This is a genomic window from Bacteroidota bacterium (genome assembly GCA_041658205.1).
Taxonomy (GTDB): domain Bacteria; phylum Bacteroidota; class Ignavibacteria; order UBA10030; family UBA8401; genus UBA8401.
This window is the reverse complement of the sequence record JBBAAO010000001.1, coordinates 533,605-559,793: the sequence shown is the minus strand read 5'-3', so window position 1 is coordinate 559,793 and position 26,189 is coordinate 533,605. Positions and strand designations below refer to the sequence as shown.

General features: G+C 38.7%; 22 protein-coding genes and 2 riboswitches. All 22 genes read right to left on the bottom strand.

The window, feature by feature from the left end; all coding sequences use genetic code 11:
• Window positions 1-90 precede the first annotated feature (90 nt).
• Window positions 91-1,146: a DUF5074 domain-containing protein gene (locus WDA22_02175; GenBank protein MFA5832259.1), complete on the bottom strand. Its 1,056-nt coding sequence runs from the start codon at window positions 1,144-1,146 to the stop codon at window positions 91-93.
• 24 nt (window positions 1,147-1,170) lie between these two features.
• Window positions 1,171-3,033 (bottom strand): TonB-dependent receptor, encoded by a 1,863-nt coding sequence (locus WDA22_02170; GenBank protein ID MFA5832258.1) that lies wholly within the window; start codon window positions 3,031-3,033, stop codon window positions 1,171-1,173.
• Between the two features lie 169 nt (window positions 3,034-3,202).
• A riboswitch (cobalamin riboswitch) is annotated at window positions 3,203-3,373 on the bottom strand.
• A 23-nt stretch (window positions 3,374-3,396) separates the two neighbouring features.
• Window positions 3,397-3,915 carry a DUF6580 family putative transport protein gene (locus tag WDA22_02165; GenBank protein MFA5832257.1) on the bottom strand — a complete coding sequence of 173 codons (519 nt, stop codon included), beginning with the start codon at window positions 3,913-3,915 and terminating at the stop codon, window positions 3,397-3,399.
• A 109-nt stretch (window positions 3,916-4,024) separates the two neighbouring features.
• A riboswitch (cobalamin riboswitch) is annotated at window positions 4,025-4,164 on the bottom strand.
• A 45-nt stretch (window positions 4,165-4,209) separates the two neighbouring features.
• Window positions 4,210-5,661 (bottom strand): oligosaccharide flippase family protein, encoded by a 1,452-nt coding sequence (locus WDA22_02160; protein ID MFA5832256.1) that lies wholly within the window; start codon window positions 5,659-5,661, stop codon window positions 4,210-4,212.
• Between the two features lie 83 nt (window positions 5,662-5,744).
• Window positions 5,745-6,605 (bottom strand): carboxylating nicotinate-nucleotide diphosphorylase, encoded by an 861-nt coding sequence (gene nadC, locus WDA22_02155; GenBank protein ID MFA5832255.1) that lies wholly within the window; start codon window positions 6,603-6,605, stop codon window positions 5,745-5,747.
• Complete coding sequence (locus tag WDA22_02150; GenBank protein MFA5832254.1) at window positions 6,595-6,756, bottom strand: Trm112 family protein; 162 nt, start codon at window positions 6,754-6,756, stop codon at window positions 6,595-6,597. The genes nadC and WDA22_02150 overlap by 11 nt, the downstream gene beginning before the upstream one ends.
• A gap of 1 nt (window position 6,757) precedes the next feature.
• Complete coding sequence (locus WDA22_02145; GenBank protein MFA5832253.1) at window positions 6,758-7,177, bottom strand: thioesterase family protein; 420 nt, start codon at window positions 7,175-7,177, stop codon at window positions 6,758-6,760.
• Window positions 7,170-8,123, bottom strand: a complete 954-nt coding sequence (locus WDA22_02140) for an acetyl-CoA carboxylase carboxyltransferase subunit alpha (GenBank protein ID MFA5832252.1) — start codon at window positions 8,121-8,123, stop codon at window positions 7,170-7,172. The genes WDA22_02145 and WDA22_02140 overlap by 8 nt, the downstream gene beginning before the upstream one ends.
• A gap of 27 nt (window positions 8,124-8,150) precedes the next feature.
• A complete protein-coding gene (locus WDA22_02135) occupies window positions 8,151-10,136 on the bottom strand; it encodes a glycosyltransferase (protein MFA5832251.1) in 1,986 nt (661 codons plus the stop codon).
• 37 nt (window positions 10,137-10,173) lie between these two features.
• Complete coding sequence (locus WDA22_02130) at window positions 10,174-10,890, bottom strand: polyprenol monophosphomannose synthase (GenBank protein ID MFA5832250.1); 717 nt, start codon at window positions 10,888-10,890, stop codon at window positions 10,174-10,176.
• The gene (locus WDA22_02125; GenBank protein MFA5832249.1) at window positions 10,890-12,272 is read right to left on the bottom strand and encodes a sugar transferase; all 1,383 of its coding nucleotides are present in this window, start codon (window positions 12,270-12,272) and stop codon (window positions 10,890-10,892) included. The genes WDA22_02130 and WDA22_02125 overlap by 1 nt, the downstream gene beginning before the upstream one ends.
• The gene (locus WDA22_02120; protein ID MFA5832248.1) at window positions 12,269-13,459 is read right to left on the bottom strand and encodes a glycosyltransferase; all 1,191 of its coding nucleotides are present in this window, start codon (window positions 13,457-13,459) and stop codon (window positions 12,269-12,271) included. The genes WDA22_02125 and WDA22_02120 overlap by 4 nt, the downstream gene beginning before the upstream one ends.
• A 2-nt stretch (window positions 13,460-13,461) precedes the next feature.
• A complete protein-coding gene (locus tag WDA22_02115; GenBank protein ID MFA5832247.1) occupies window positions 13,462-14,592 on the bottom strand; it encodes a glycosyltransferase family 1 protein in 1,131 nt (376 codons plus the stop codon).
• Window positions 14,576-15,802 carry a glycosyltransferase family 4 protein gene (locus WDA22_02110; protein MFA5832246.1) on the bottom strand — a complete coding sequence of 409 codons (1,227 nt, stop codon included), beginning with the start codon at window positions 15,800-15,802 and terminating at the stop codon, window positions 14,576-14,578. Before WDA22_02110 ends, WDA22_02115 begins: the two co-directional genes overlap by 17 nt.
• A 15-nt stretch (window positions 15,803-15,817) precedes the next feature.
• A complete protein-coding gene (locus WDA22_02105) occupies window positions 15,818-17,008 on the bottom strand; it encodes a glycosyltransferase family 4 protein (GenBank protein ID MFA5832245.1) in 1,191 nt (396 codons plus the stop codon).
• A 243-nt stretch (window positions 17,009-17,251) separates the two neighbouring features.
• Window positions 17,252-18,679, bottom strand: coding sequence for an oligosaccharide flippase family protein (locus tag WDA22_02100; protein ID MFA5832244.1), 1,428 nt, complete (start codon window positions 18,677-18,679; stop codon window positions 17,252-17,254).
• 84 nt (window positions 18,680-18,763) lie between these two features.
• Entirely contained in the window at window positions 18,764-20,083 is a 1,320-nt protein-coding gene (locus tag WDA22_02095) for an O-antigen polymerase (GenBank protein ID MFA5832243.1), read from the bottom strand.
• Window positions 20,080-21,210 carry a Wzz/FepE/Etk N-terminal domain-containing protein gene (locus WDA22_02090; protein ID MFA5832242.1) on the bottom strand — a complete coding sequence of 377 codons (1,131 nt, stop codon included), beginning with the start codon at window positions 21,208-21,210 and terminating at the stop codon, window positions 20,080-20,082. The genes WDA22_02095 and WDA22_02090 overlap by 4 nt, the downstream gene beginning before the upstream one ends.
• Before the next feature lie 47 nt (window positions 21,211-21,257).
• Window positions 21,258-22,925, bottom strand: a complete 1,668-nt coding sequence (locus WDA22_02085; GenBank protein MFA5832241.1) for an SLBB domain-containing protein — start codon at window positions 22,923-22,925, stop codon at window positions 21,258-21,260.
• A 6-nt stretch (window positions 22,926-22,931) separates the two neighbouring features.
• Window positions 22,932-23,948 carry a dTDP-glucose 4,6-dehydratase gene (gene rfbB / locus WDA22_02080; protein MFA5832240.1) on the bottom strand — a complete coding sequence of 339 codons (1,017 nt, stop codon included), beginning with the start codon at window positions 23,946-23,948 and terminating at the stop codon, window positions 22,932-22,934.
• A 180-nt stretch (window positions 23,949-24,128) separates the two neighbouring features.
• Window positions 24,129-25,778, bottom strand: coding sequence for an arginine--tRNA ligase (argS, locus tag WDA22_02075; protein ID MFA5832239.1), 1,650 nt, complete (start codon window positions 25,776-25,778; stop codon window positions 24,129-24,131).
• Entirely contained in the window at window positions 25,775-26,188 is a 414-nt protein-coding gene (gene rsfS / locus WDA22_02070; GenBank protein ID MFA5832238.1) for a ribosome silencing factor, read from the bottom strand. Before rsfS ends, argS begins: the two co-directional genes overlap by 4 nt.
• Window position 26,189: the final 1 nt, after the last annotated feature.

The window sequence follows — 26,189 nt, the reverse complement described above, 5'->3', positions numbered from 1 at the left end:
TAAAAAATGGTTGAAATTCTTAAGAATATAGCCATAAAAAACAAAAAAGGCGATGAATATTCATCGCCTTTTGACCAAACAAAAGAAATGTTATTTCTTAAAGATGATTGTTCCTGGAATGATTCCAACTGTTGCTGAATCTTTTAAGGTTGCACTCTTGTCGTAGACATACAGCTTTCCATTCGAATTAAAATCTTTTGCATCTCCAAGATAAATCCGTTCTGTGATGTTATCGACGGCGATAGAGTACGGCGTTTTTAATATAAAGTTCGACGAAACAATTGTGTTTGCTTTTGTATCAAATTTCAACACTCCGCTTTGCACTACCGTATAACCATATCCTTTGTTTGAAACTGCTAATTCGCTTGGATGACCGTACGTTGCAAGCGGAAGAGAAATTGTTCCCTTTACCGCATATGTCACAGGATCGATGACCGAAATATTACCGGGAGTATCATTCTTGGAATTGGAAAAGTCCATATACCCATTGCATAACACAATCACATCACCATCGCTGTCCAGAGCGATATCGGTCGGTGACTTTGCCACTTTAATTGTTGCAACGACTGAGTCACGAATCGGATCAATGACAGAAACAGTACTGTCGCTTCCGTAACCAGAATTACAGACAAACACCTTTCCATTCGCAACCACCATCCCTTGCGGATTCAATCCGACAGAGATATTATCTTTGATGATGCCATATGTTGAAGGGTTAAACGCTGTCACACTTCCTTTATACAGATTTGTAATATATCCCTTCGTGTCGCTGACAATAACAATTTTGTTTGGACTATTCCCTGATACATTGATTGTCCCAAGGGATTTATGTGTTTCAGTTGAAATGATCTCTACCTTGTGAGAGTTGTTAACGACAATAAACGCTTTATTGTTATAGAGAACAATATCATTTGAAACGTCGCCTAAAGAACGATTATTTGCTGCAGTAAACACATCAGAATATATTTTGTTCGAATCTGGAACAAAGAGCGACAATGTAGAATTCAATTTTGTAAAACCTCCTTCGTTCAGAATATAAATCCCTTTCGTTGAGATGGGATTTTCTTGAGCCGGCACTATCGGATCGGTTTTGTCGCAGCCTGAAAGAGCGATGATGATGAATAATGCGACGATATATTTTTTCATGTTTTTCCTGTAATTGATTAATGGTTATTGAAAAGAAAATTCAGTGGTTATCAAATAATTTCTTAACGGGGTGGGATAACCTCGGATCTGCTGATATTCTGTGTTGAGAATGTTATTGACCTCTCCCCTAATACGAAATGAATATGAAGCAAAACTGAATTCATAGGAAAGATTCACATCGACCGTTTCATATGTTGGCAATATAAATCTGGGATTGTTATCTGCTGTTTCATATCGGAATCCATTAAACGAATAAAGAATATTTAATGACACACCGGCATATGAACTTCCAATGATCAACGACGATATCTCCTGGGGGACAAACGGCAGAATTTTATTCTGCGTGATATCGTTTGGTGTATCTGCACTCGTTTTTATTGTGCGCAGAAAGTTATGATGATAATTCAACATCAATAAATGGTTGAACATATTTGCATTGACGCGCAGTTCAACTCCTGAAGATGACACGGATTGCAGATTTTTTGGGGACCATATTCCTCCTGCAACGGGCTGCCAGACGATTTTATCTCGTGCATCGATGGAAAAATAATTTGCCTCGACACTGAAATCGATTATTTCATGCTGAATTCCGCCGATAAATCCTGCATCAAAATTCCATGAACGCTCTGGATGCAGCTGAGGATTTCCTCCGTTGACCCAATACAGATCGTTAAATGTCGGCACACGGTAATTTTTTCCATAACTCGCCCTCAGATGCAGTACCGGTTCTTCCAGAACTCCAATGTTAACGCCAATCTTTGGAGAAATATCCCCTTGTGTATCACTAAAGGAATCAAATCGGATCGATGGATAAAGAGTCGCTTCGAAAGGAATCTGAAAATGATGCTGCGACGAAATCAATCCGCTCAGCTGTTCCCGCTTTGAAGGGATCGATTCATTACTGGAAATGGAAGCAACGGTAAGATCACTCCCCACCATCAAAAGATGATCAGACGAAAACGAATACCGCAGAATTGGTGAGATATTGATAATATTGTTCTCATAATACGCTGAGAGAGGAATTCCGCTAATCACCAGATTTGGATCGCCATAATTCTGTTGGTTAAAATGATACGTGATAGGGATTGAGAGGGTGATGTTCTGAGAGTTCGACATCTCTGTTGTAGAATTGAGGAATACGTCTTTATCATGAATACGAGCAAGATTGTTCTGAACAGCATTCGTTACGGCGGAAGGCTGCCCTCGTTCCGCCTCAGAATATCGAAATGAATAATTCGTTATGATATTATCTGAGAATGATGTCCGGGCTGACAAGGAATAATTTTTGATGAAATAATCAGAACCGCTCCGCTGCAATGTTTGTTGTGTTATGCCATCATCAAAAACAAACTCAAAAGCGTTAGATGCGTGCTGATGTTTCATGGTTCCCCGATATGAGAACCGTTCATTCCCGCCGCCTGCCGTAAGCTGATACCCGATCAGTCCGAACGAACCCACATTATTAGAAAGTAACGCAAAATATTTTCCTGTCGCTTTTTTTGTAATAATATTGATCACTCCTCCCACCGCATCTGCTCCATAGAGTGATGAGTTTCCCCCTCCGGAAATTTCAATCCGCTCTACCTCTGCCAAAGAAAAAATCCCAACATCAACCGTACTGATTTGAAATGTTGTAAATCGTTGCCCGTCGATCAGGATCAATGCATAATCGGATCCCATTCCGCGGATGGAAACGGATTGAAGCGCACCGTTCCCACCGTAGCCGCGTAACGTAACGCCGGACAGATTTTTCAGTTTGTCTGCCAATGATATGCCGTTACTCTGCGCAAGTTCAAGACTATCAACAATCTGAACAGAAGTTGAAAGCTTTTCTATTGGCATTGCCGTTCTGGTGCCGGTGATAACAACATCACTCAATCGAAACACTCTTGTGGAGTCACTTTCCGAATGCGAATATGTACAGAACAACAAAGATATCGTGAGTAAATATTTCACTGTGTAAAAATAAAAAAGCCCAACCTTCATCAAATGAACGTTGGGCTAAGAAAAAATAATTAAAAAATAATTTCTCAATCCATCCTCAGTCCTCGAAGGAGTATTGAATCTATATATTGGCAGGTCTCCTGGCTTGTTCATCACACGGAGTTCACCTGACAGGTGGGCTCCATGATTATGAATTCACAGTTGCGGGTCAGCTTCCGAATGAAACGGAATTCCCATTTTCATCCCGATTTCGTATCGGGACACCAACATTGTTATGATAAAGAACCGTATTTCGTAAAAACTATGTTATACTTTTTGAGCAGCAGTATGTGGAAGATATTTCATTGATAATTCATACACTCCAAAAAGGACGGTTACATAAAAAACATCTCCGGCAATGGCATTTCTGAAAAATGGAAGTGCCGCAATATAACAATCGATTAAGCCGTTCATTGTCAATGGATACATAAAACCACTTTGCCATACACCAAAATTTGTTACGAGAAAGAATAAGAAAGAACCGGCAAATGTTGATCCGGCCACCACCCCAATCGATTTTTTATTCGAGGCAAACATTCCCAGCATTGTTACAACCAAAAAGCTGCCGTAGACCCAAACAATTCCATCATAAAAACCGAGAAAATAATCACTGATAATCAACGCCGCGAACGGTAACACAGGGGCAAAACGTTTATCAAAATACATACCGCCAAATAACGCAATAGCAGTGATTGGTGCAAAGTTCATTGGATGAGGAATTAAACGGGAAAATGCAGCCGCTAAAACCAGCACAATTCCGATCAATATCGATTTATTGGATTTCATACGAACTCCTTAGGTGATTGGTTTGCTTTAAAATGAAAATGCCTCATATACGATGAGGCACGAAAAATTTTCAGGTTCAAAAACTTTCTGCCACCTCATTCCACGAAGGTGAATCAAAATCGGTATTGGCAGGTCTCCTGGCTTATGATGCTGTGCATCATCTACAGTTGCGGGTCAGCTTCCGAATTGAACGGAATTCCCATTTTCACCCCGAAATCATTTCGGGACACCAACACTCTTTATGGAAAAGATCAAAATTTCTTGTTGTAAAGATACGATTTCGGACTTCTGATGTCAAGTCGTTTTGAGGAATATATTTTTTACTCGCTGCATCTCTCCTCGAGTGAAAAATCCGATGATATATAAACTGAAACACCAGAAAATAAACACGAAAATTTTCGTAACGATGTCCGCATCAATCATTTTTACAAAAGCAAAAGCAACAATTACAGAGAGAGTCAGTTTTGCAATGCGAGCAAATTCGTATTCAATGTAATAGAATCGTTGGACAACAAAATACAGCGTAATTTCCACCATAATATATCCGGCAAGCGTTGCATATGCTGCCCCTATAATGCCAAATTGAGGAACGAGAAGAAAAGTAAGAATGATTTTTGTAATTGATCCGGACACCGAGGTTGGGAAAAGATATTTTGTCTTTTTTTCAATCTGAATTCCAGCGTTAAGATTTGTGCCGATTCCACTAAAGATATAACTCAATAACACCAGCGGGACGATCTCCAATCCTGACCAGTATTCTGGCGGAAGAATATATTTCTTTCCAAAAAATTTGTATTGAATAATATGTTCGAGAAAAAAGGATAACGCTAAAAATATAAATGCGCTGATGGCAAGATAATAGGTCATAATGCGGGCGAAGAGTGTTTTTGCATTCGGATCTTTCGCATGCGATAAAAAGAACGGGCGCCAGGCAAATTCGAACATACCAGTAATTAATGCCATAAAAATCCCCAATCGATAATTTGCCTGATAAATACCGACAGCGGAATCATCCATCAGCAGTTTTAAGATCGGTCGATCAACCAGTTGAAGTAACAGACCGGAAACGCCGACGGGTACGATCGGCAATCCAAATTTCAACAACTCTTTCAGAAGTCCTTTATGCAAAGAAAATGCAAATTGACTAGTTGTTGACGGCAACAGCAGTAAAAATGTACATACCGATGCAGCAAGATTGCTAAAGAATATCCCTTCTATTCCCCAATGAAAGAAATAGATCGTAATAATATTCAATAAAACGGTAAGGACAATATTGAACATCTTCGTTCCCGCAAAGAATTTTGCTTTTCGTTGCAATCGAAGGGATGCATATGGTATCATCACGATCGCATCAAAGAACAAAATCACGGCAGCATACATAATAATTTTGGCTTGCGATGCATCAATTTGGAATACTGAAGTAAGCGGTATCGAAAAAAGAATCATCAATACAGAGAAGAGTCCGGACATCAATGCAATGGAAAGATATGGAGTGCTGAAATTATCTTTGACACTTCCTATCTCTTTCGATGAGGCAAAGCGGAAGTATGAAGACTCCATTCCAAAACTGTAAAAAATGAAGATGAATCCAATATAGGAATAGACGTTTGCAACAATTCCGAATTCGGACGTGGTGAGAATGTTTGCATATAATGGAACGAGAGCAAAGTTCAACAATCTGGCAAGGACAGTGCTGATGCCGTAGATTGCTGTATCTGTTCCAAGTCTTTTAATTTGTTCAAACATAGAGAAAAAAGGTCAGCCACGCATTTCACTGATCATTCAAATCTGTATTAACGAAACGGGTGGCTGAGAAAATGATTTAGGATTTAGGATAGATATTCCAGTGATATATCTAATGCCTTTGGAGAATGGGTCAACGCGCCAACCGAAATAATATCAACGCCTGTTTCGGCGATAGAGCGTACCGTTTGAAGAGTAACACCCCCTGATGCTTCAACTTCAATCGTTCCATTGATCAATGATACCGCTTCGCGCATTAAATCGAGAGAATAATTGTCCAACATGATTCTATCCACACCACCGATATTTAACACTTCTTGAACCTGTTGGACTGAGGTCGTTTCAACTTCAATCTTCATTTCAATGTCATTCTGCTTCAGATAATCTTTGCAGCGAAGAATAGCATTTTGAATTCCCCCTGCGGCTGCTATATGATTATCTTTAATTAATACCATTGAATCGAGAGCAAAACGATGGTTTACTCCTCCACCGTCTATCACTGCTTTTTTATCAAGCACGCGAAGACCGGGAACAGTTTTGCGAGTATCGGTGATCTTTGCTTTTGTTCCAGCAACTGCATGAACATATTTATGGGTGAGTGTAGCAATACCCGACATTCGTTGGAGAAAATTCAACGCAACTCTTTCACCCGTCAACAAACTCCTCACCGGACCGTGTAATTCTCCTAAGGAAACATTCTTTTCAACGAGGGAGCCATCTTGTACACTGGGTTCATACGTTACCTGACCATCAACGCAGCTAAAAACCAATTTGACAATATCCACACCGGAAATAATTCCACTTTCCTTTGCGATAAGCTCAGCTTTTCCTAGTTGTTCTTCAGAGATGAGTGATTCACTGGTGATATCACCGAAACCGACATCTTCGAACAATGCTTGTTCAATTAACCTGCCGATTTTGCTATCGTTAAGATAATTATTTTCCATCGGTTTTGGGAAGGAGTATCGGAATACCGTTATTTACTTCGTACACCGTCTTGCACCCTACACAGGTAAGTGTTGATTTTTTTTCGTCGTACTTCAATTCTGCTTTACAAGCAGGGCAACAAATTATTTCAAGAAGATCTTGTTTTATCATATCAAAAATATTTTTGCATAATGTGAATATATTCCTGCGGAGGTCTTATTGGTTTGCTCGTTTGTGCATTAATAAAAGCGTGGACGGTCTGACCAGTCACAAGAACTTCCGATTCTTTGTTTCGTGTGATCTCATAATTGATTGTTAACTTCATTGTTGGAAATTCTTTGAAGGTTGCTTTGACATGAAGAATATCGTCATATAACGCCGAGCGGCGATAATGTGTGTGTGCTTCCAAGACTACGAGATAGATCCCTGCTTTTTCGATATCAGAATAGACAATGCCGATATTTCGAAACAGATTTGTTCGGGCTTCTTCAAAATACGTCAGATAATTTCCATGATACACAACCTTCATCCCATCTGTTTCAGCATATCGAACGCGGATATCGGTTGTAAACGAGATTCCCGGTTCATTCATTCCAAGCACCCATATTGCAGAACTTCTCGATCCTGCGTTCCACAAGTTTTTCCGGTTTCAATTTGCTGAGTGCTTTCAGCTCTTCACTTAACGCATCTCTTAAGATCAATGCTGCTTGCTGTGGGTTTCGGTGCGCGCCCCCTTGCGGTTCAGGAATAATTCGATCAACAATTTTTTGTTCTAATAAATCAGGAGGCGTCAACCGCAATGCTTCCGCTGCTTGTTCTTTGAATTCCCAGCTTTTCCACAAAATGGAAGAGCACGATTCCGGTGCTATAACGGAATACCATGTATTTTCCAGCATCAATATTCTATCGCCGACTCCAATCCCTAACGCGCCGCCGGAAGCCCCCTCTCCGATGATCACGACAATAATCGGCACCGGAAAGTGAGACATTTCAAAAAGATTACGTGCGATAGCCTCAGCTTGTCCGCGTTCTTCCGCTTCCAGTCCCGGATATGCTCCCGGTGTATCCAGCATCGTAATGATGGGACGATTGAATTTTGCGGCAAGTTTCATCAAACGGAGAGCTTTGCGATATCCTTCAGGATTGGGCATGCCAAAATTGCGATACAGATTCGATTTTGTATCTCTTCCTTTTTGATGACCAATAATCATCACTGGCCGGCCATCCAATTTTGCAAATCCACCGACAATTGCTTTATCATCACCATATGCACGATCTCCGTGCAGTTCAACAAAGTCTGTCGTCATATGCTGGATATAGTCAAGTGTATAGGGACGTTCGGGATGCCGAGCAAGTTGTACTCGCTGCCAGCGGGTTAAGTTGGAAAATATATTCTCTCTCAATTGGCTCACCTTCATTTCAAGGGTTTTCACTTCATCGGAGACATCAACATTATCGGAAAGATTTTTTATCTCTTCAATCTTCTGTTCCAGTTCGAAGATTGGTTTTTCAAATTCTAAAACTACTTTTGCCATAATTTCTCCGAAACATACCGGATAACTTGTTTACTCTTTTTGGAACCATTGTTGAATCGATTTGAGGATAATTTCAAGATCGAGCATCAACGATTGGTTTTTCGCATAATAAAGATCGTACTGTTCCTTTTCCTCAACTTTCAGTGTATTACCATTCTGTATATGGATTAACCCGGTAATGCCCGGTTTTCCACTAAACATATTTCGTTGAGGAGTCGAAAAATAACCAACGATACTCATTGAACCGATTAACACAGATGGTAGTTGTAATATCGCCTTTTTAAATCCGATTGCCGGTTTTTTTGAAAAAACAGTGATAAAATATACAAAAGGGGCAATGGAAATCAAAAAGAAAAGACTGAATAGTACATCGAACAAGCGTTTTACAAAGCGATTTCCTAATTTCCCGATGTTATAATCGATCTCGATAAACGGAATTTCATCTAATTGATCAATGCTTGGCTTCCCGATAATCACTTCCAGATTATTCGGCACCAGTCGAAAATTAACAAACCGGTTCCTGTTCTTTGCAATAACATCCAGAATCATTGAATAGGAAACCGCATCGGAAGAAAAAATCACTTCACTGATATGCTGTTCCTGAATCACTTTACCGATCGTTTCCATACTACCTAGAATTTCTACATCGAAAATCTTTTCACCGACTCGTTTTCGATTCACATCAATAAATCCCACAACTGAATATCCGCCGCCGACTTTTGCCCGTAACTTTTTCACGATCTCTTGACCCGATTGCTGTGCACCAACAATAAGTGTTCTCCTGCCAAACAACGTTGTTCGGGATGTCTTTTCACTAAAACCAAACAATCGCAACAGTAAACGCCATCCGGGAATGAAAAAGAGCGACAATCCCCCTGAAATAAGCATGATCATTCGGCTGAATGCAAAATCTTTTTCAAATGCAACGATTGCAGCAATAACGGTGAAGCCCGAAAAGACCGCAGCGAATGATCGGGAGACCGACAGTTTAAATTCGGTATACACTCCATATAAAAACAAAGCGATAAAAATAATTAAAGCAGGAACAACGAAAGTCCAAGGATATGCATAGACCGGAAATGTGAAAAGCGCGCGCTTTCGAATATATTCGCCGATAAGAATAGTGCCAACCACAATCGCCATATCCATCAGCGCCACCGCAGCCGGTTTCACCAATCGAGCGGAGTTTGCAATGATCCTGCGGATATAAATACCGGAATAGATAAACCATTCGAACACCGGTGAACCGGTATGATGTTTCCGGACAAACAACCGCATAGCATTGTAAAAAACTTTTAACTCATCAATATCGCTTCGCTTTGTGCTTTCCCCTTTGTAATGAATGATCGATGTTGTCGGTACATAATTGACCTTCCATCCTGATTGTTGAACCCGAAAACACCAATCAAGATCTTCTCCGTACATAAAGAATGTCTCATCAAGTCCGCCGATCTTCTCATAAACCTCTCGCGTGATCATCATAAACGAACCGCTGACAGCATCAACTTCGCATGTCTCGTCCGGGTTCAAATACGTGAGATTATACCGAGCAAATAACTTTGAATTTGGAAATAATGTGCTTAAACCAAATGTTTTTGTAAACGCGACCCAGGGTGTTGGAAAACTTCTGCGGCAAGGAAGTTGAAGTGAACCGTCAGGATTTAATATTTTACATCCAACCATTCCAGAGTCAGAATGCGTCGTGAAAAATTCAATCAACTTCTCAAACGTATCTTCCTGAATAAGCGTATCAGGATTGATCAGGAGAAGATATTTTCCTGTGGACCGTTTAAGAGCTTGATTATTAGCTTTGGCAAACCCTAGATTTTCCGTATTCACAATCAGGTGAACATTCGGAAAGTTCTTCTGGATAAGTTCAACGCTTCCGTCGTCAGACGCATTATCCACAACAAATACTTCCGACGAATATCGTTCGAGAGCTTTGAACAATGAGATGAGCGCATTGTTCAAAAATTCGCGAACATTATAATTAACAATAATAACGGAAATATCCATTACGGAAGGAGTCTGATGTGCATGAGAAACAACGATCTTATAATTGATTGAATATGCTGCGAGCTTTCAGTTTCCACACCATAAAAGCCGCTTCATAGACTATTTTTTTATTCATTTTTGAAACTCCCACACGCCGATCGACAAAGACGATCGGCATTTCCATCAACGTAAATCCCTTTTTCCATGCAAGAAAGTTCGTCTCTATTTGAAATGCATAACCATTGGAACGGAGTTTATCAATATTGATCGTCTCTAGGACTTTCCGTTTATAACATTTAAAACCTGCGGTTGCATCATGCACCGGCATTCCGGTGATAACTCTTGTATAGATGTTTGCACAATAACTTAAAATCAATCGTTTCATCGGCCAATTCACAACATTCACCCCTTTAATGTAACGGGATCCGATTAGCACATCACATTCATCCATTTTACTCAGCATAATTGGAATTTCTTTTGGGTTATGAGAAAAATCAGCATCCATTTCAAAAATGAAATCGAACTTCCGTTCAATGGCATATTTGAAACCGGCAACATAGGCCGTTCCAAGGCCGAGCTTTCGTTCACGTTGAAGCATATGAATGCGGGAATTCGATTCCATCATTTTTTTTACGATTTCGGCCGTTCCATCAGGAGAATTATCATCGACAATTAAGACTTCAACCATTTCGGATTGTTGAAGTACTTCGGTAATGATCTTTTCGGCATTCTGTGCTTCGTTGTATGTTGGGATGATGACGAGTGCTTTTGGCATTAGTTACCTTTTCCTGCTATCATGACGTAAAAGGTCATTAACAGAATTTTGATATCCATTCTGAATGACATGTTTTCTATATAAAAAAGATCGTATCGAACTTTTGATTTCACATCGTCTATCGACGTATCATATCCCTGTTTAATCTGTGCCCATCCTGTAATTCCCGGTTTGACGGAAAGTCTTCTTTTGTAGAGTGGGATTTCCTTGGACAACATCTCTACGAAATGCGGTCGTTCAGGCCGTGGACCGACCAAGCTCATATCCCCGCGGACTACATCATAGAATTGCGGGATTTCATCCAAACGGGTTTTTCTAAGAAATCGACCAACTGAAGTAATGCGTGAATCATTCGTTGTTGCCCAGACCGGGCCCGATCGTGATTCGGCATCTTGAAACATGGAACGAAATTTGTGCATTCGAAAATGTTTTCCATTTATTCCAACCCGCTCCTGACTATACACCAATGGACCCGGAGAATTAAATCTGATTGCAATCGCCACGAAAACCCAAATCGGCGATGACAGCGTCAAGATCATAATCGATACAAAAATATCCATCAATCGTTTTGCACTTTCTTCCCATGCCTGCATAATGTGCGGCATAATTTCAATCAGGGGAAATCCATAAATTTGATTCGTCCGCGCCTGACCGGAAATGATGTCATACATATCCGGAATAATCTTAATAGAAACGTCAAATCCAGTTGAAAGTGAAACAACATTAAGAACGATATCGCGTTGATGTGAATCAAGTGCTAATAATATATTTCGAAGTCCGTATTTCTGAATCAATTCGGGAATATCGTCAACTACACCAAGCACGGGTAGTGGTAAATCATTTTTCGTCACATCTAGCGTAACGAAACCTATGATTTTATATCCAAGAGCCGGATATTTGTTTACAGAATCAAGAAGATCGGTTGCTTTTGCTCCAGTACCGACAATGATAGTTTCGCTTTGCCCGATGCCTCGTATTAATAATCGTTTTCGGAAACTGCGAATACCTATCCTTCCTACTCCAACAAAGAGGATCATCAACACCCAGTACATGGCAATAATGGAACGATTAGCCGAATACGTCGCGTTCCGTTCATCATCAAAAAAGATCACAAAAAATAGGCCGATACATCCAATAGAGATTGTCCGAAAAATCGCCGCAAATTCATCCGTTCGAGATTTTGCGTACCATGCACGATATAATCCAAAAAAGGTAAAGACGGAAAGCCAAAACAGATACATAATCGCCATCGGCAAGATCAAATCCGGCTTTGCCTGAACTTCAATAATTTCGCTTTCTACCCGCAACAGATAATAACAAATCCATGCAAGATTGATCGCAAAAAAATCAAACACAATTATTTTTCGTTCAAAATGCTTCATGAATTACTGGCTATATTTACATAAAAATCATTGAGCTCACGGCCGATAACTTCCATCGAATATTTTTCACGAATCATTTTTTTTCCATTCATGGATAGAACATTTCTCAGTTTTTGATCCCGGAACAATGTGATAACCGCAGCCGCAAAATCATCAGGGTTGTTTGCAACAAGCACTTCGTTATTATCGACAGAATTTATACCCTCGGCAGTTATTGATGTAGTAACAACTGGAATTCCAATTGCCAGTGCTTCAAGAATTTTAAATTGAGACCCTGCTCCGAAACGAATAGGAGCAACCGCTACAGAACTCTTCAGATATTCATCCAATATGTTCTTCACAAATCCCGTCACAAATATATTTTTGCTTATCAGTTTCCTGATAATTGAAGGAGGGTTTTGGCCGACAATATAAAAAGTTGCACCAGGTTCTTCCTTAAGAATTTTAGGAAAAATCTCATTCGTAAAATATTCGATAGCGTCAATATTGGGAAAATACGTTAAATTTCCAGTAAATATTATTCTTTTATTCCCTGGATCAGAAACATAAGAATCAACTATTTGTGTCAAATCGATGCCATTATGAATGACCCGAATATTAGCATCAGGAATACTATTTAGCAAAACACTTTTATCTTTTTCTGAGCAGACAAGATTATTTTGAACACTTCTTATATTCTTTTCATATTCTCTTAAACGATTTAATTCAATATTGAGTATTATTTTTTTGAATATTGAACTCTCCTGCTGAATAAATCTACTGAGATAAAGCGATCCTGCATCTGTAAGATCTACCACTCTTTGAATATGCAGGTGCCCTCTCACATATTCCAGCATTCTTATAAGATGCACATGCACCAGATCATATTTTTCCGTTAGCAGCAATGAATCAATCGTTTTTTTCATCAAATGGGAACGGAAATAAAGTATCTGAAATGGAAGAGGTGAGAATATTCCCATAAAACAATTGAAGATTGATTGTAAAGTTGACAATTCTATGAGAATAATTTTCTTACAATATTGTTGAAGGTCAATCTCATATTTTTTTTCCTCCCGGGATGTAACGAACGATATCAAAGTTATGTTATGACCGTGATTGAATAATTCTTTCAATAGACGGAACGTACGGACTTTATCTCCTCGAAAAGGTGGAAAGGGAATTCTAGAAGTTATAAAAAGTATATTCATGCTTAGCGTATCGTAGGACCGACTGTATTATAGACTGATAATATTTGATTCGCTGTTTGCTTCCAAGAAAATTTCTTACTCCAATTTTTACTACTACTACAAATTCGTTCACGTTCAATTTCTGAAATCTGCAAAAGGTGGTTAATAGAACTAATAACTTTGTTTTCATCGTCTGGATCAACAATAACTCCTTCATTCCCCATGAGTTCAGGAATGGATGTCCTATTTGAAGCGATAACAGGCACACCGCATGACATGGCTTCAAGAACTGGCAGTCCGAAACCTTCATATTTAGATAAAAAAAGAAATAGTGTTGCACTTCGTAATAACGTCACTAACTCCACTTCCTGAATCAACGGTAGAAAAACTATCATCTTTTCAACGCCACATTCGAGCGCTAACCCTTCAAATTCTCTTCTATATGCTTGAGGAATTCCTGTTATCACTAATTGGACATCTGGCATATTACGAATTTGTGAAAATAGTTCAATGATCCTCTTCGTATTTTTTCTTGGAGCTATTCCACCAAATGAAAGAATAAACGGCTTCATAATATTATATTTCTGCAATATTATCGATGCACGCACATCCGGATAGTCGGGAAATTCACAACCAAGGTGTACAACTGATACGGGTAATTGAAATGATGGAAAATACCTTCCGAATTCAGAATGTGAAAAATGAGAATCAGTCATTATTGCCGATGCTTTTTTAATAACATTGGATACAACGGATTTTCTATATTGTTTCCCGAGTCTTTGATATAAATTCCCCGGACGTAAATCAGCATTTTCATTATCCATGAACATTAAATCATGAATAGTCATTACTAATTTTATCGACGAATCAAAAAATAATGGGCCTGTATTACCTGGACAATGCAAAATATCTATCCTATCTCGATGTGCTGCTTGTGGAAGAGCGAGTTGCTCCCATATCATATAGTTTGCAGGAGATAGAATTTTCTTTTCAAACCTGCTCGGTAATACCCCGTCAGTATCCTCTTTGTCTATATACAAGATATAAGTATTAGCTGTATCTAGTTTTTCTAATTCGCGAAGAAAATATATGACATAACGCGGCATACCATGCGGTTCATATAAAGCTAAACGCGCATCAATTCCTATTTTCATTCACTCTTCCAGATAGTCTTGAATATTCTTCGATATAATTTTTCAACGATTCCTGAAAATCCGCGGTAATTCTTTCCCAAGAATATTTTTTTTCTATTAACAACCGACCTTGTCTCCCAAATGAAATATTTTTCTGAGGATCAAGAAGAAACGATATAACCGCCTCAGCAAAAGAATTTTCATTATCAGCAATAATCAAATGCTTTCCATTTTCTATATCAATCCCTTCGCATCCAATACTTGTTGAAACAATTGCCTTTGCAGCAGCAAGAGCTTCCAAAACCTTGAGTCTTGTTCCTCCGCCAAATTGAATTGGAGCTACGACAACCTGCGCTTTGTCTAAATAGGAGCGAATATCCTCTACCTCTCCTGTCACAATGATATTTTGCCTTTTTTGAAGATTTAATAACCTTGCTGACGGAGAGCGTCCAATAATAAAATATTTTGCGTCAGGTATTTTAGAAACCACTGCTGGAAATATCTTTGTTGCAAAATAATATGCTGCTTCCTCATTCGGGAAATAAGAATAGGAACCTGTAAAGATAATATTATTTTCACCCGAATTTGAACTATTTTGAGCTGATCTAAAATATGTTGTATCGACACCATTAGGAACAATAATAGAATGAATATCCCTCACCATCGATTTCATCAACTTTTCTTCGTGACTGGAAAGTGCGATTCCCACATTATATTTTTGAAGTACTTTTTGTTCGTAACGATATAATGATTTCCATTGACTTGCTGAGTACCAAGACATAAAACCTTTGCTTTTTTCTGCAATTCGTTTGTAGACAGTATAATTTAAATCAATATTCTGAGGAACTACTGGAATTGATACCGATGGTATATGCTGTTCAACAAAAATGTGTTCACATAAAATAATGTCATAGCTATTTTCTTTTATTAATGCCCGGATTTTTTCGGCCATTGTAGTGCTAAAATATTGTAATACTTTGTAGGGAGTTTTAGAAAAAAAGCTTTTAATGAGTTTAATCACACTATGTCTAATGTCTACAGGAATTGCATACACAGCCCGACAATAGCGAGAAAGTTCTTCCTTTGCAGAAAAAGGATCTCTTGTATTGGATAATCCTACAAAATCAACCTCATTAAATCGTGATAAGCCTTTAACAATATGATATAATCTGTTACGTCCACCACTATTAATAGGATATGGAATATCTGTCGCTATAAAAAGAATTTTCATCTTTACACACTTGAATCAACCAATTATTTTTGACTTTTTCTGCCATAATCTCAGTATACCATCGATTCCTTGATTGAAATTATCAGAAGAAAAGTTTTGCATATGATGTTTTAGTACTGTTAAAGTCTGTTCGCGCAGAAGAGTGTTTTCCAACACTATAGCAATATTGTTTAATAATTGCTGAATGGAATTGTATCTCAGCACTTCCTCGATTACTATTTCACGCTGCCCACCTGTGTTATGGACAAAAGTGAGACAGCCCGCTCTGACCGCTTCAAGAATAGAAATGCCAAAGTGTTCATATTTTTTTGGAGCAATATAAAATTTGCTGGCTATCAGCATTTTCATCAATGTTTCATTTTCAAGATTATGGTAAAATTCTACGGAAACACCAAGATCGGCAATTTTGTTTTTAACTTTCTCGTAATATTTTACATCGCTGACTCTTCCGACTATAGCAAACTTTGCTGAAGGGTATACGGAAATAATTGCTTTGCAAATATCAATGAATTCTAAAGTTTTTTTATCCGGAGATATTCTTCCCACTGTTACAAAACGAAATTCCCGTTCTTCCCAAGGGATGGTGTGATCCAATGATATTTTCGACACGGCGTCAGGGTGAACTATTTCAGCAGGTATTCTATACAATTCTTTTAGCCAATCCGCCATAAATTGAGAATTAACCATTGTTACATTATTTGAAAATCCCTTTCTACAATTCCGTGAAATTAACCAGATCATAAAATTGTACGGTATTTCCATAATGGACTTAATTAAGACAAAAAAAATGGGATCGTTGATCATCTCATAACGTTTAAGGCTGCGTACTGGAGCAAATGTTGGATGATGAACATATTGTATTCCACATTTTCTAAAATCAATCTCATTATATGTACTAACGCATAATTCAAAATTCTTTGCTAATAATTTAGTCTGTCGGTGAAGGTAAGCAATTCGCAGCAAGTAAAAGCGACCGGTTCGGTTTTTCAATATATTAGGATATTTTGCAACAACAAGAGATACTCTTTCCGAGGATAAAGAAATACCGGTCGTTTTTGCAATAGCTGAAAGAGACCATTTTTCTAGTGTAAGAATAGTAATATGTGCATCAGTTGTTTCAACTATTCTTTTCATAATCTTTAGCGCAACTGTTTCCGCTCCACCTATCTGAATGAATTGTGGGTGAACAATTAGGATAGATTTCACATTCAATATTTTAGATATACTCTTATTCACAATGTTCAAAATATTTATTTCACCACCATAAGTTTTTTCGCTCGAGTACACTTACTGGTTTGAAGTTGATAAATATACCTTCCACTTGTCTCATTTTGGTCATTTCACTCCACCATATAACTTCAACTGAATTTTTATTCATTCGCACGTTTCTGTATTTCTCCTTCAACCTTGACGAAAGGTAAAATATTCATCAAAATTATTTGATGAAATCTATGATAACTTTTCCCGAAATGCAGTTATCAAATCTTGTATTGTAATGAGCCGCAACAAAAAAAATCCACCAACCATACAAACAACAACAAGGGTAAGTCTCACAATAAACGGTAGCGAAACAGTAAACAATCCAAGAATATAAACAGCTATTGCCGATGCACTCACTTTCAGCAACACACTCAATAGCGCTCTAGTCCTAATGTAATCTCTTACCAAAGTCCAATTAGAAAATGTAACCGCACACTCAGTAATGACCACTGAAATTGCCGCACCTACAACACCGAGAATCGGTATTAAGATCACCAGTAGTAGCACATTACCAATCGTTGTTCCCAAAATATATACATTTGCTCTTGATTGACGGCCGGAAACTGCAACGAGACTTCCTACCACCCAATTTATTCCTATCGGAATCATGGCTAAACACAAAATTCCAACCGATGAAGATGCGTCTTTGTAGAAATCGCCAAAAAGGAGTAAGGTCACCTCGTCATGCAAAATAAAAATAGGAACACTTATAAGCATAGCCATACTTAAAATGATGCGTAAAGCATCCATGGCAAGACGTGAGACCACCTCTTTGTCATTGATTCTTCGGGCAAAGACCGGATATATAGGCGCAATAATCATAGAAGGAATCAACACAAAGGCTTCAACAATTCTGTATCCTGCGTTAAAATATCCAATTAATTGATCATTCTGTGTAATGATTGCAAGAAGCAGTGTACCAGAACGGAGATACACTATAATGAAGATATTCATAGTTGCAAACGGAAGAGCTGGTTTTATTATTTCAGACACAAGGTTACGGAACTCAGGAATGAACGCGGGTTTTCCTACCTTTTTAAAAACTAATAAAAGTGTCACCAGGCTTGCTAACAGGTATGCGATAGCAAAAGAAAAACCATAACTGAATGCCGTTGGAAAAAAAAGAAGGGCGATACCGCAAAATAAAATGACACTTATTTTTTCTACAACAATGGACCATGCTTCATACTGCATAATCTCGTAAGCCCTAAAAACAAATCGAAAATGAGTTAATGCAGCACTTGTTATACCAAAGATTACTGCCGCAAAAAACAAATTATAATCCGTAACAAGCGATGGGATAAAAAGACTGAGAGCGTACGCTGCGATTGAGGCAATGATTCCGCTTCCTACTTTGATCCACGTAGTTTGGGAAAAAAATGTAAAATATCGTTTTGGTTCCGAAGCAAGTGTACGAATTAAATGAATATCAATTCCGCCTTCGAAAATACCAACGGCCACAGAAATAAATGAGATCGCAAGCATGTACTTCCCAAATTCGGCCGGGCCGAGAACTCGAGCAGATACTAAAAGAAAAAAAAACCAAAGGGGTTTCGAAATCAGGTTGACAGCAACCAACCATGATATATTTTGTCTAATCGTTTGCTTCGTTACCATACAGGAAAAAGAAAACGGATTCTTACATCGGACAAACTAATTGAAACAATGTGAAGGCAGATGAAGGAAATCATTCTATGGTTTCTATTGAATATTCAATTTTCGGTCAACAATACGAGCGATGATAATACCAGTGGCGAGACTCAAAAACCACCCTCCCAATTGGGTCAGCATCACAAACCAACTCATTCCTACCACCGCATATATATGCGCCAAAATAATAATGTCCAATAATTTATTGCGTTCTCGAATTCGGAACCAATACAACGATGCAACAAGCCCAAGAAGATAAGGCACAATCACTACACCGCTAACCCCAAAATCAGCATGTAACTCTCGAATATAGGTACCGGTATTTGCCGGAGCTGGTGTTTGATAAAACCATGATTGATAAAATCCAACAAATGTTTCGAAACCAAATTTCGAAACTAATCTCCACATCGGAGCCAGCGTATATCGTCCCCACACGACATGTTCCTGATCCTCTTTTAAGTATTGATTTAATACTCCGCTATGAACTGAAATATACATGATGACTGAAGGACTGATAAAGCTGGATCCCGATGTCCTCATGTGTCGCAATGTTGAAGTTTCACCGGAAAATTTCTCATACACGCCTCGCGTTGTTCGTATCACTTCCAATGTCACAACCAGCAAACTTATCAGTATACCAATTGCAACAACGCGCCTGAAATAATTTTTAAAAGTACGCTGTATATTCTCATCCGTTCTTTTTCTATTGAGGAAATAAGCACTGATAAACAGAACGGCGACAATGACTGCAAACGCACGAACTACTTGCACAAATGAAATGGCAATAGAAATGATAAAAGGGATAAACGCAACAAGTTTTAGTTTACCTACAGCAGAGGTATAAATACCTGATAGAATTGCGGCAAGAAACGCTAACGATCCAAAATAAGGGATTGATCCTGGAATTCCTTCCTGTACGCGAATTCCATAGAGCTTATTCGCAAGAATGACCACATTGGCGAGTCCACCCCCTAATATTCTCACAACATTATATACTTCATACGTTGTATGAAGTATTAATATAATATTCAACACCCACAGAGTTCTATGCAGTAGGTGCAATTCTTTTTTCTCGATAAAAAATAATTCCCCTGGTTGGTAAAAGCTAAAAGTATTTTCCCGCGGTGGTACGGCAGCCCTGCAGGCAATCATTGTTAATGATCCAAATAAAAAAGCCAACCATGCAGCAATAATCAACATCCATGTCTCTGATTCAAGAGGATAATATCGGTATAACCCGGAATGAAAAACTGCGAGAGTAAATCCCCAAACAGCCCCATATATACCCAGATGGTTAAACCATGAACCAAATGCATATTTGCCGATGAGGATTGTTAGTGCGGCAAAAAATATTATGACTAAAATAATCAAGTTAAATTGATTTTATACCGGTCAATAATCGCTCTGGCATACCTATGGAATGTTTGTTCTAGCGAACTCATCTCACCGGATCTCAATGCAAAACCATGAGAAGTGAAAGCTATAAGCACAAAAAAGAAAAGTGAAAGCACGGAAGCAAGAAACACAATGAGCATCCGCTGAGGTCTGGATTTTTTTTCTGCCGGAACGGCTTTATCCAAGACAAGTAATACAGGGATATCTTTTTGTTCATCAATTCGCGCCTGCTCATATACCGGTAGGATGAATTCTAAAATCCGTTGCTGAGTTATCACTTCGCGGTACAATCGAAAACTTTCCAATCCGGCTGACGGAAACTTGTCTAATCGCTGATTCAGTTCGATAATTTCGAGCCTTAATTGACGTAAATACGAATCATCCGATGAAACCGTTTTTTGCAACACAGCAATTTCAACATCCTTCTTTACCTTCATAGCATACAATTCAGCATATGCTGAAACACTGGAATTATTTTCATCTGCAGCAATCATCATTCCAGTTTTTTCTTGGTACGCTCGCAATGCATCCTCGGCATTTTGCAAGTCCAATCGGCATTTCAACAGCCGCTGCTCAATAAATTCTCTATTACTTTTTGCTTCCTGAGTGCCCAGACGTGTATTTATTTCATTGAGAACTTCAACAAAATAATTTGCCATATTGGCTGCACGAATGGGATCTTTATCAAAGACCTGCACTGAAATATTATCGTCAACTTCTTCTTCGAAATTGACATTACCCTCAAGTTCTTTTATTGCCAACTCCATTGATTTATTTTTCGTATCATATACTTCAATCAAATTGAATTGTGTAATAATTCTTTCCATTGTTGTACGGCTACGTAAAATAGCAAAATAGTTATAGGCACCCGCTTTCCCCCCAAGCCCTCCTAATTTTCCGAGCCCGCCAATTCCTTTCAATAGCGAACTTGCTCCGCCAAGATTTCCGAAAATATCGGATTGTTTCGGCGGGAGCAATGTAGTTGTTGATTTATACCAATTCGGAAGGAGTAAACTAATTCCGATCGCCAAAAGTGTAACGACAATAACATTAATGAGAATAAATTTTTGCCACCGTAAAAGAATTGATAAATTTTCCAGCATAATAATTTTCGATTGTTAATGTTCTGAATGAACGTTAAGATTTCCGGTTATCGTGTCACTAATAGAATTAAACTTACAGTTGTTGCAACGATACCAAACACCTGACTATACGTACCTAAATAATAAGTAAACGGACGATACGGAATCTTCGGTACCCATACATAATCTCCCTCTTCAACAGTTGTTTCGCTGAATGAAAGCCATTGTTTGCTTCCGGCCTTAATGATTTTTATATCATCTTCTTCAGCATGTTCCGTTTGCCCACCGGCAGCAGAAAGATAGAAATTCAGATCCTTCCCTTTTGAATAACGGATAAATCCTGGAAACTTTACTTCGCCAAAGATATAAACAGAATTGGTCTTCGAAGGGACAATAATTCGATCACCACTCTGCAATGATATATCTTTTGATAGATCATTTTTTTCGAAAAGCGATACAAAATCAACCGAAACAATCTCATTCTTATTTCTCAATGCTATTTCATTATTGTAATAGATAGTATCTTCCGCCGATGTTATCCCCTTCCGCAACAACAAATCACCTACCTCATCCTCTTGATCTTTATCCTGACTACGAATAACTACCGCACCGTTCAACATTGCATATTTGGTTAATCCACCAGCTTTGGCGATAATTTCAGATAATTTTGTGGAATCCTTTATGATAGAATAAGAACCCGGAATACTAATCTCTCCTTCAACCTCAACAATTCCTCCACGATTGACAGAATTTTTTTGCGGGATGAAAATTCTATCGCCATTCGTTAAAACTATGTCATTATCTTCCTTCGAAATAATCTTTGCAACATTAACAGATATTTCGGAATAGGAACCCGATTGTTCCTTTCGCGAAATGATCGCTTTCTCGAGATTCGCATTTGAGGTCAAACCGCCAGCGATTGCAATGAGCGTTGTTAGACTATCCCCTTCAACAAATTCATAGGTACCCCCTTTTACAATTGCTCCATGAATTCCAATAAACTTTTGGTCAATATTATTAGGAGGGACAACTATCACATCACCGTCCTGTAACATTGGATTATACGTTTTATTTCTTGTCGCCGTGTATTTTTCAACATCAGCAATCACTGTCGATCCATCTTTACGGATAATTTTAATATTCCGTTTACTGGATGATTTGAGAATTTGTTCACTCTTTGCCGATGAAAAGTATTTATACTCAGGATTGATTATTTTTGCTTTATATTCTTGAACGTCATTGGCAATCTGCAGTGCCGTCTCGACGCGATTAACGGCGGTGACAATGAGAGTCTGCTCGTTAAGCACAAGGCCTCGAATTGTCACCGTAAACGATCGGGGTTGAGAAAGTGTAAACGATGCTTCGCCCGAGAGATATTTTTTCCTGATTTCTGCAAGCACTAGTTTCTTTGCCTTCTCAAGAGTTAATCCATTTAGAAAAACTTCACTGACGGTAGGGATAACAACACTCCCTTCCGGAGTTACCGGAACGAGAAAATTTAACGGAATAGCAGAATAAATACTAACAGTAAAAACATCCCCTGGTCCAACAATATATTCTTTGGGATCAACTACTCCATCCATCACAACGGCTACAGGAACTGTAGCAGTAATATTTTGTTGAACCTTATTTGATAGCGATTTGGAATCTTCATCGCGACCGCTCATTTGAGAAAACCCGATGCTTAAAACGCAAAGCAATAACAGAGCAAAAAAATATGTTATGCGTAGACTCATTGTATTTTATTTCCGTTCGGAATATTGTTTTTCATAATAATGTTTGTAATCCCCGCTGATAATCCTCTCCCACCATTTCTTGTTCTGTAAATACCACTGGACAGTCTTTTTGATTCCATTTTCAAACTGATATGCTGGAACCCAGCCAAGATCTTTCTGTGTTTTCGCAGCATCAATGGCGTACCGTTTATCATGGCCGGGACGATCTTTTACATATGTGATTAGAGATTCAGGTTTACCAAGCTCTTTCAAGACCAGTTTTACAATATCAATATTCGTCCATTCATTGTGTCCGCCGATATTATATACTTCGCCAATTGTCCCTTTATGAAGAACAACATCAAGAGCAGAACAATGATCTTCCACATAGAGCCAATCGCGGACATTCGATCCATCGCCATACACAGGAATAGGTTTATCATTTAATGCATTGGCAATCAACAATGGGATTAATTTTTCGGGAAACTGGTATGGCCCATAATTATTGGAGCATCGGGTAACAAGTCCCGGAAAGCCAAATGTGTGTTGATACGCAAGCACCAACATATCCGATGAAGCTTTGCTGGCGGAATACGGACTATTAGGATGAAGCGGGGTTTCTTCCGTAAAATATCCAGTCGCACCGAGCGATCCGTATACCTCGTCTGTAGATACATGAAGGAATCGTTCAATACCAACTTCGCGCGACGCATCTAACAATACCTGTGTACCAACTACATTCGTATGCACAAATATTGCAGGACCGGTTATGCTTCTGTCCACATGTGATTCGGCCGCAAAATGAACTACGGTATCTATAGAGTGTTCTCGAAATGCTTTTATGACTTGATCTTTATTGCAGATATCCCCTTTGACAAAGAGATAATTTGGATTTCTTTCAATCGTACTGAGATTTTCAAGATTTCCAGCATATGTAAGCGTATCGAAGTTGACGATCTTATAGTCAGGATGTTTGTTCAACATTAAATGAACAAAATTACTGCCAATAAAACCGGCTCCTCCAGTTATGAGAATATTTTTCATCGATCCAAAAAATGTTTATGAATTTAAGAATTTACGAAAAAATGCCAGTATTTCCAACGATTAACACTATTGGATGTCTAAGTGGTTGATGAAAAGCTACAAAAAAATGATGAATATGTACTCGTCATCGGTAATGCGGTATCAAAATTGGTAGGTTTTCCCTTTTTTGTTGGTCTTAATTTACATCTTTTCAGGAGAAGAAACACTCAAAATTTTGCAGCCATTAGCAATGACGATTTTTGTCATTAAACAGACTGTTAATCGGGCCTGCATCAACTGCTTATCATCATTAATAACACGGTGTTCGTGGTAAAAACGGTGAAATGTCTCAGCAACTTCACGAAGATATGTTGTCAATCGATGTGGTTCAAAGGAAAGTGCACAGTTCTGAACAAGTTCTGGGAATTCTAACAATTTCTTCAAAAGATCGATCTCTTCTTTTTCTTTGATGTAAGAAAAATCGGTATTAGACATCATAACAGAGACGTCTTCGACATTAATATGTTCGCTTGCAGCGTGCCGCAGAATACTTGCGATACGGGCATGAGCATATTGTAAATAATAGACAGGATTTTTATCCGATTGCTCTTTTGCTAAGGCAATATCGAATTCCAAATGTGTACCGACACTTCGCATGACGAAGAAGTATGCTACTGCATCAACACCGACTTCATCAATTAAATCGTCAAGAGTATATGTCTTTGCATTCCGTTTGGACATCTTTACAACTTCATCGCCATTCACAAACGATACCATTTGGTGGATGATCACTTTCACATTCTTCGTTTCATATCCCAGTGCCTGTACGCCATTGAGAACATCTGGAATAGTGGCAATATGGTCGGCGCCAAAAATATCGACAATCAATTCAAAACCGCGTCGGAATTTTTCGCGATGATAAGCAATATCCGGCAGACGATATGTTGGTTCGCCGGTGCTCTTCACAATTACACGATCCTTGTCCGCGCCAAATTTTGTTGCTCGAAACCAGACTGCTCCTTCACTGTCATATGCAAGATCTTTTTTCTTGAACTCTTCTATCACTTCTTTAATCTTGCCGGATGTGTACAATGTATCTTCATTGTAGAAGATATCGTGTTTTACATTAAGCCGGGCAAGAGTCTCTTTAATCTTTTTAAAACACCATTCTTCGCCGTATTTTTGAAAATACGATTTTTCTCCATCCGATGCCTTGAGAGAATCACCTTTTTGTGCTATGATCTCCTTGGCAATATCAACAATGTATTCTCCTTTGTAGCCTTCATCGGGAAAAGGATAATCGTCGCCAAGTTCCTGTCGATACCGGGAATAGATGCTTTCCGCCAGCGTGCGCATTTGATTGCCGGCATTATTAAAATAATATTCTCTCGTTACCGAATGTCCTGTCCACTCCAAAAGATTTCCAATCACCTGACCAAGCAACACCTGGCGACCATGTCCGGCATGGAGCAATCCTGTTGGATTTGCACTCACCCATTCTAAATTCGTTTTCTTTCCGTTCCCAACATTTGATTTCCCAAATGATGAATGCTCACGAAGTATTTTTTTGGCATTTTCGACAATATAGGCATTGGAAAATCGAAAATTGATAAATCCGGGTCCAGCTATTTCTACCGCGGATAAGAATGTATCGTTGATTGTTAATTTCTCTACAATAGATTGTGCAACCTGGCGCGGATTTTTACCGACTGATTTTGCCAGCATCATGGCAACATTCGTTGTCAAATCGCCGTGTGCTTCGACTTTCGGCTTATCAAAAACGACATCAACAGGAGGGTAGTGTAGTTCTGCAAGAATGGATATTAGCTGCTTCTGTAACTGATCTTTCATTTTTTCGCAGTCTTCTTTCGGATTGGTTTCTTCTTTGGTTTTTCGCTCTTCATTTTTGCAGCGGGCTCATCGTTTGCATACTCAAATTTTGCGTCGCCCCATAGTTTTTCCAAATTATAAAATTCCCGCGTTTCCTTATGAAACACATGGGCAACAACATCAACAAAGTCTAGCAATATCCAGCGCCCCTCGCTGTATCCTTCTTTTCGAACAGATGATTCCCCCTTTTCCAACGCTTCATGTTTGATAGCATCAGCAACTGCACGTGCCTGAGTATCGGAATCAACCGAACAGACGACAAAATAGTCAGTCATTGTCGTTAACTTGCGCAGGTCTAAAATAGTTACGTCATATCCTTTTTTACTTAATGCCGCCTGTGCAACGAGTTTAACAAGATTCTTTGAGGTCACA

Bases quoted from the DNA above. Each gene is read 5' to 3' on its own strand.
- WDA22_02175 (MFA5832259.1), bottom strand. From the start codon at position 1,146: ATGAAAAAATATATCGTCGCATTATTCATCATCATCGCTCTTTCAGGC.
- WDA22_02165 (MFA5832257.1), bottom strand. From the start codon at position 3,915: ATGAAATCCAATAAATCGATATTGATCGGAATTGTGCTGGTTTTAGCG.
- WDA22_02160 (MFA5832256.1), bottom strand. From the start codon at position 5,661: ATGTTTGAACAAATTAAAAGACTTGGAACAGATACAGCAATCTACGGC.
- nadC (MFA5832255.1), bottom strand. From the start codon at position 6,605: ATGGAAAATAATTATCTTAACGATAGCAAAATCGGCAGGTTAATTGAA.
- WDA22_02150 (MFA5832254.1), bottom strand. From the start codon at position 6,756: ATGATAAAACAAGATCTTCTTGAAATAATTTGTTGCCCTGCTTGTAAA.
- WDA22_02145 (MFA5832253.1), bottom strand. From the start codon at position 7,177: ATGAATGAACCGGGAATCTCGTTTACAACCGATATCCGCGTTCGATAT.
- WDA22_02135 (MFA5832251.1), bottom strand. From the start codon at position 10,136: ATGGATATTTCCGTTATTATTGTTAATTATAATGTTCGCGAATTTTTG.
- WDA22_02130 (MFA5832250.1), bottom strand. From the start codon at position 10,890: ATGCCAAAAGCACTCGTCATCATCCCAACATACAACGAAGCACAGAAT.
- WDA22_02125 (MFA5832249.1), bottom strand. From the start codon at position 12,272: ATGAAGCATTTTGAACGAAAAATAATTGTGTTTGATTTTTTTGCGATC.
- WDA22_02120 (MFA5832248.1), bottom strand. From the start codon at position 13,459: ATGAATATACTTTTTATAACTTCTAGAATTCCCTTTCCACCTTTTCGA.
- WDA22_02115 (MFA5832247.1), bottom strand. From the start codon at position 14,592: ATGAAAATAGGAATTGATGCGCGTTTAGCTTTATATGAACCGCATGGT.
- WDA22_02110 (MFA5832246.1), bottom strand. From the start codon at position 15,802: ATGAAAATTCTTTTTATAGCGACAGATATTCCATATCCTATTAATAGT.
- WDA22_02100 (MFA5832244.1), bottom strand. From the start codon at position 18,679: ATGGTAACGAAGCAAACGATTAGACAAAATATATCATGGTTGGTTGCT.
- WDA22_02090 (MFA5832242.1), bottom strand. From the start codon at position 21,210: ATGCTGGAAAATTTATCAATTCTTTTACGGTGGCAAAAATTTATTCTC.
- WDA22_02085 (MFA5832241.1), bottom strand. From the start codon at position 22,925: ATGAGTCTACGCATAACATATTTTTTTGCTCTGTTATTGCTTTGCGTT.
- rfbB (MFA5832240.1), bottom strand. From the start codon at position 23,948: ATGAAAAATATTCTCATAACTGGAGGAGCCGGTTTTATTGGCAGTAAT.
- argS (MFA5832239.1), bottom strand. From the start codon at position 25,778: ATGAAAGATCAGTTACAGAAGCAGCTAATATCCATTCTTGCAGAACTA.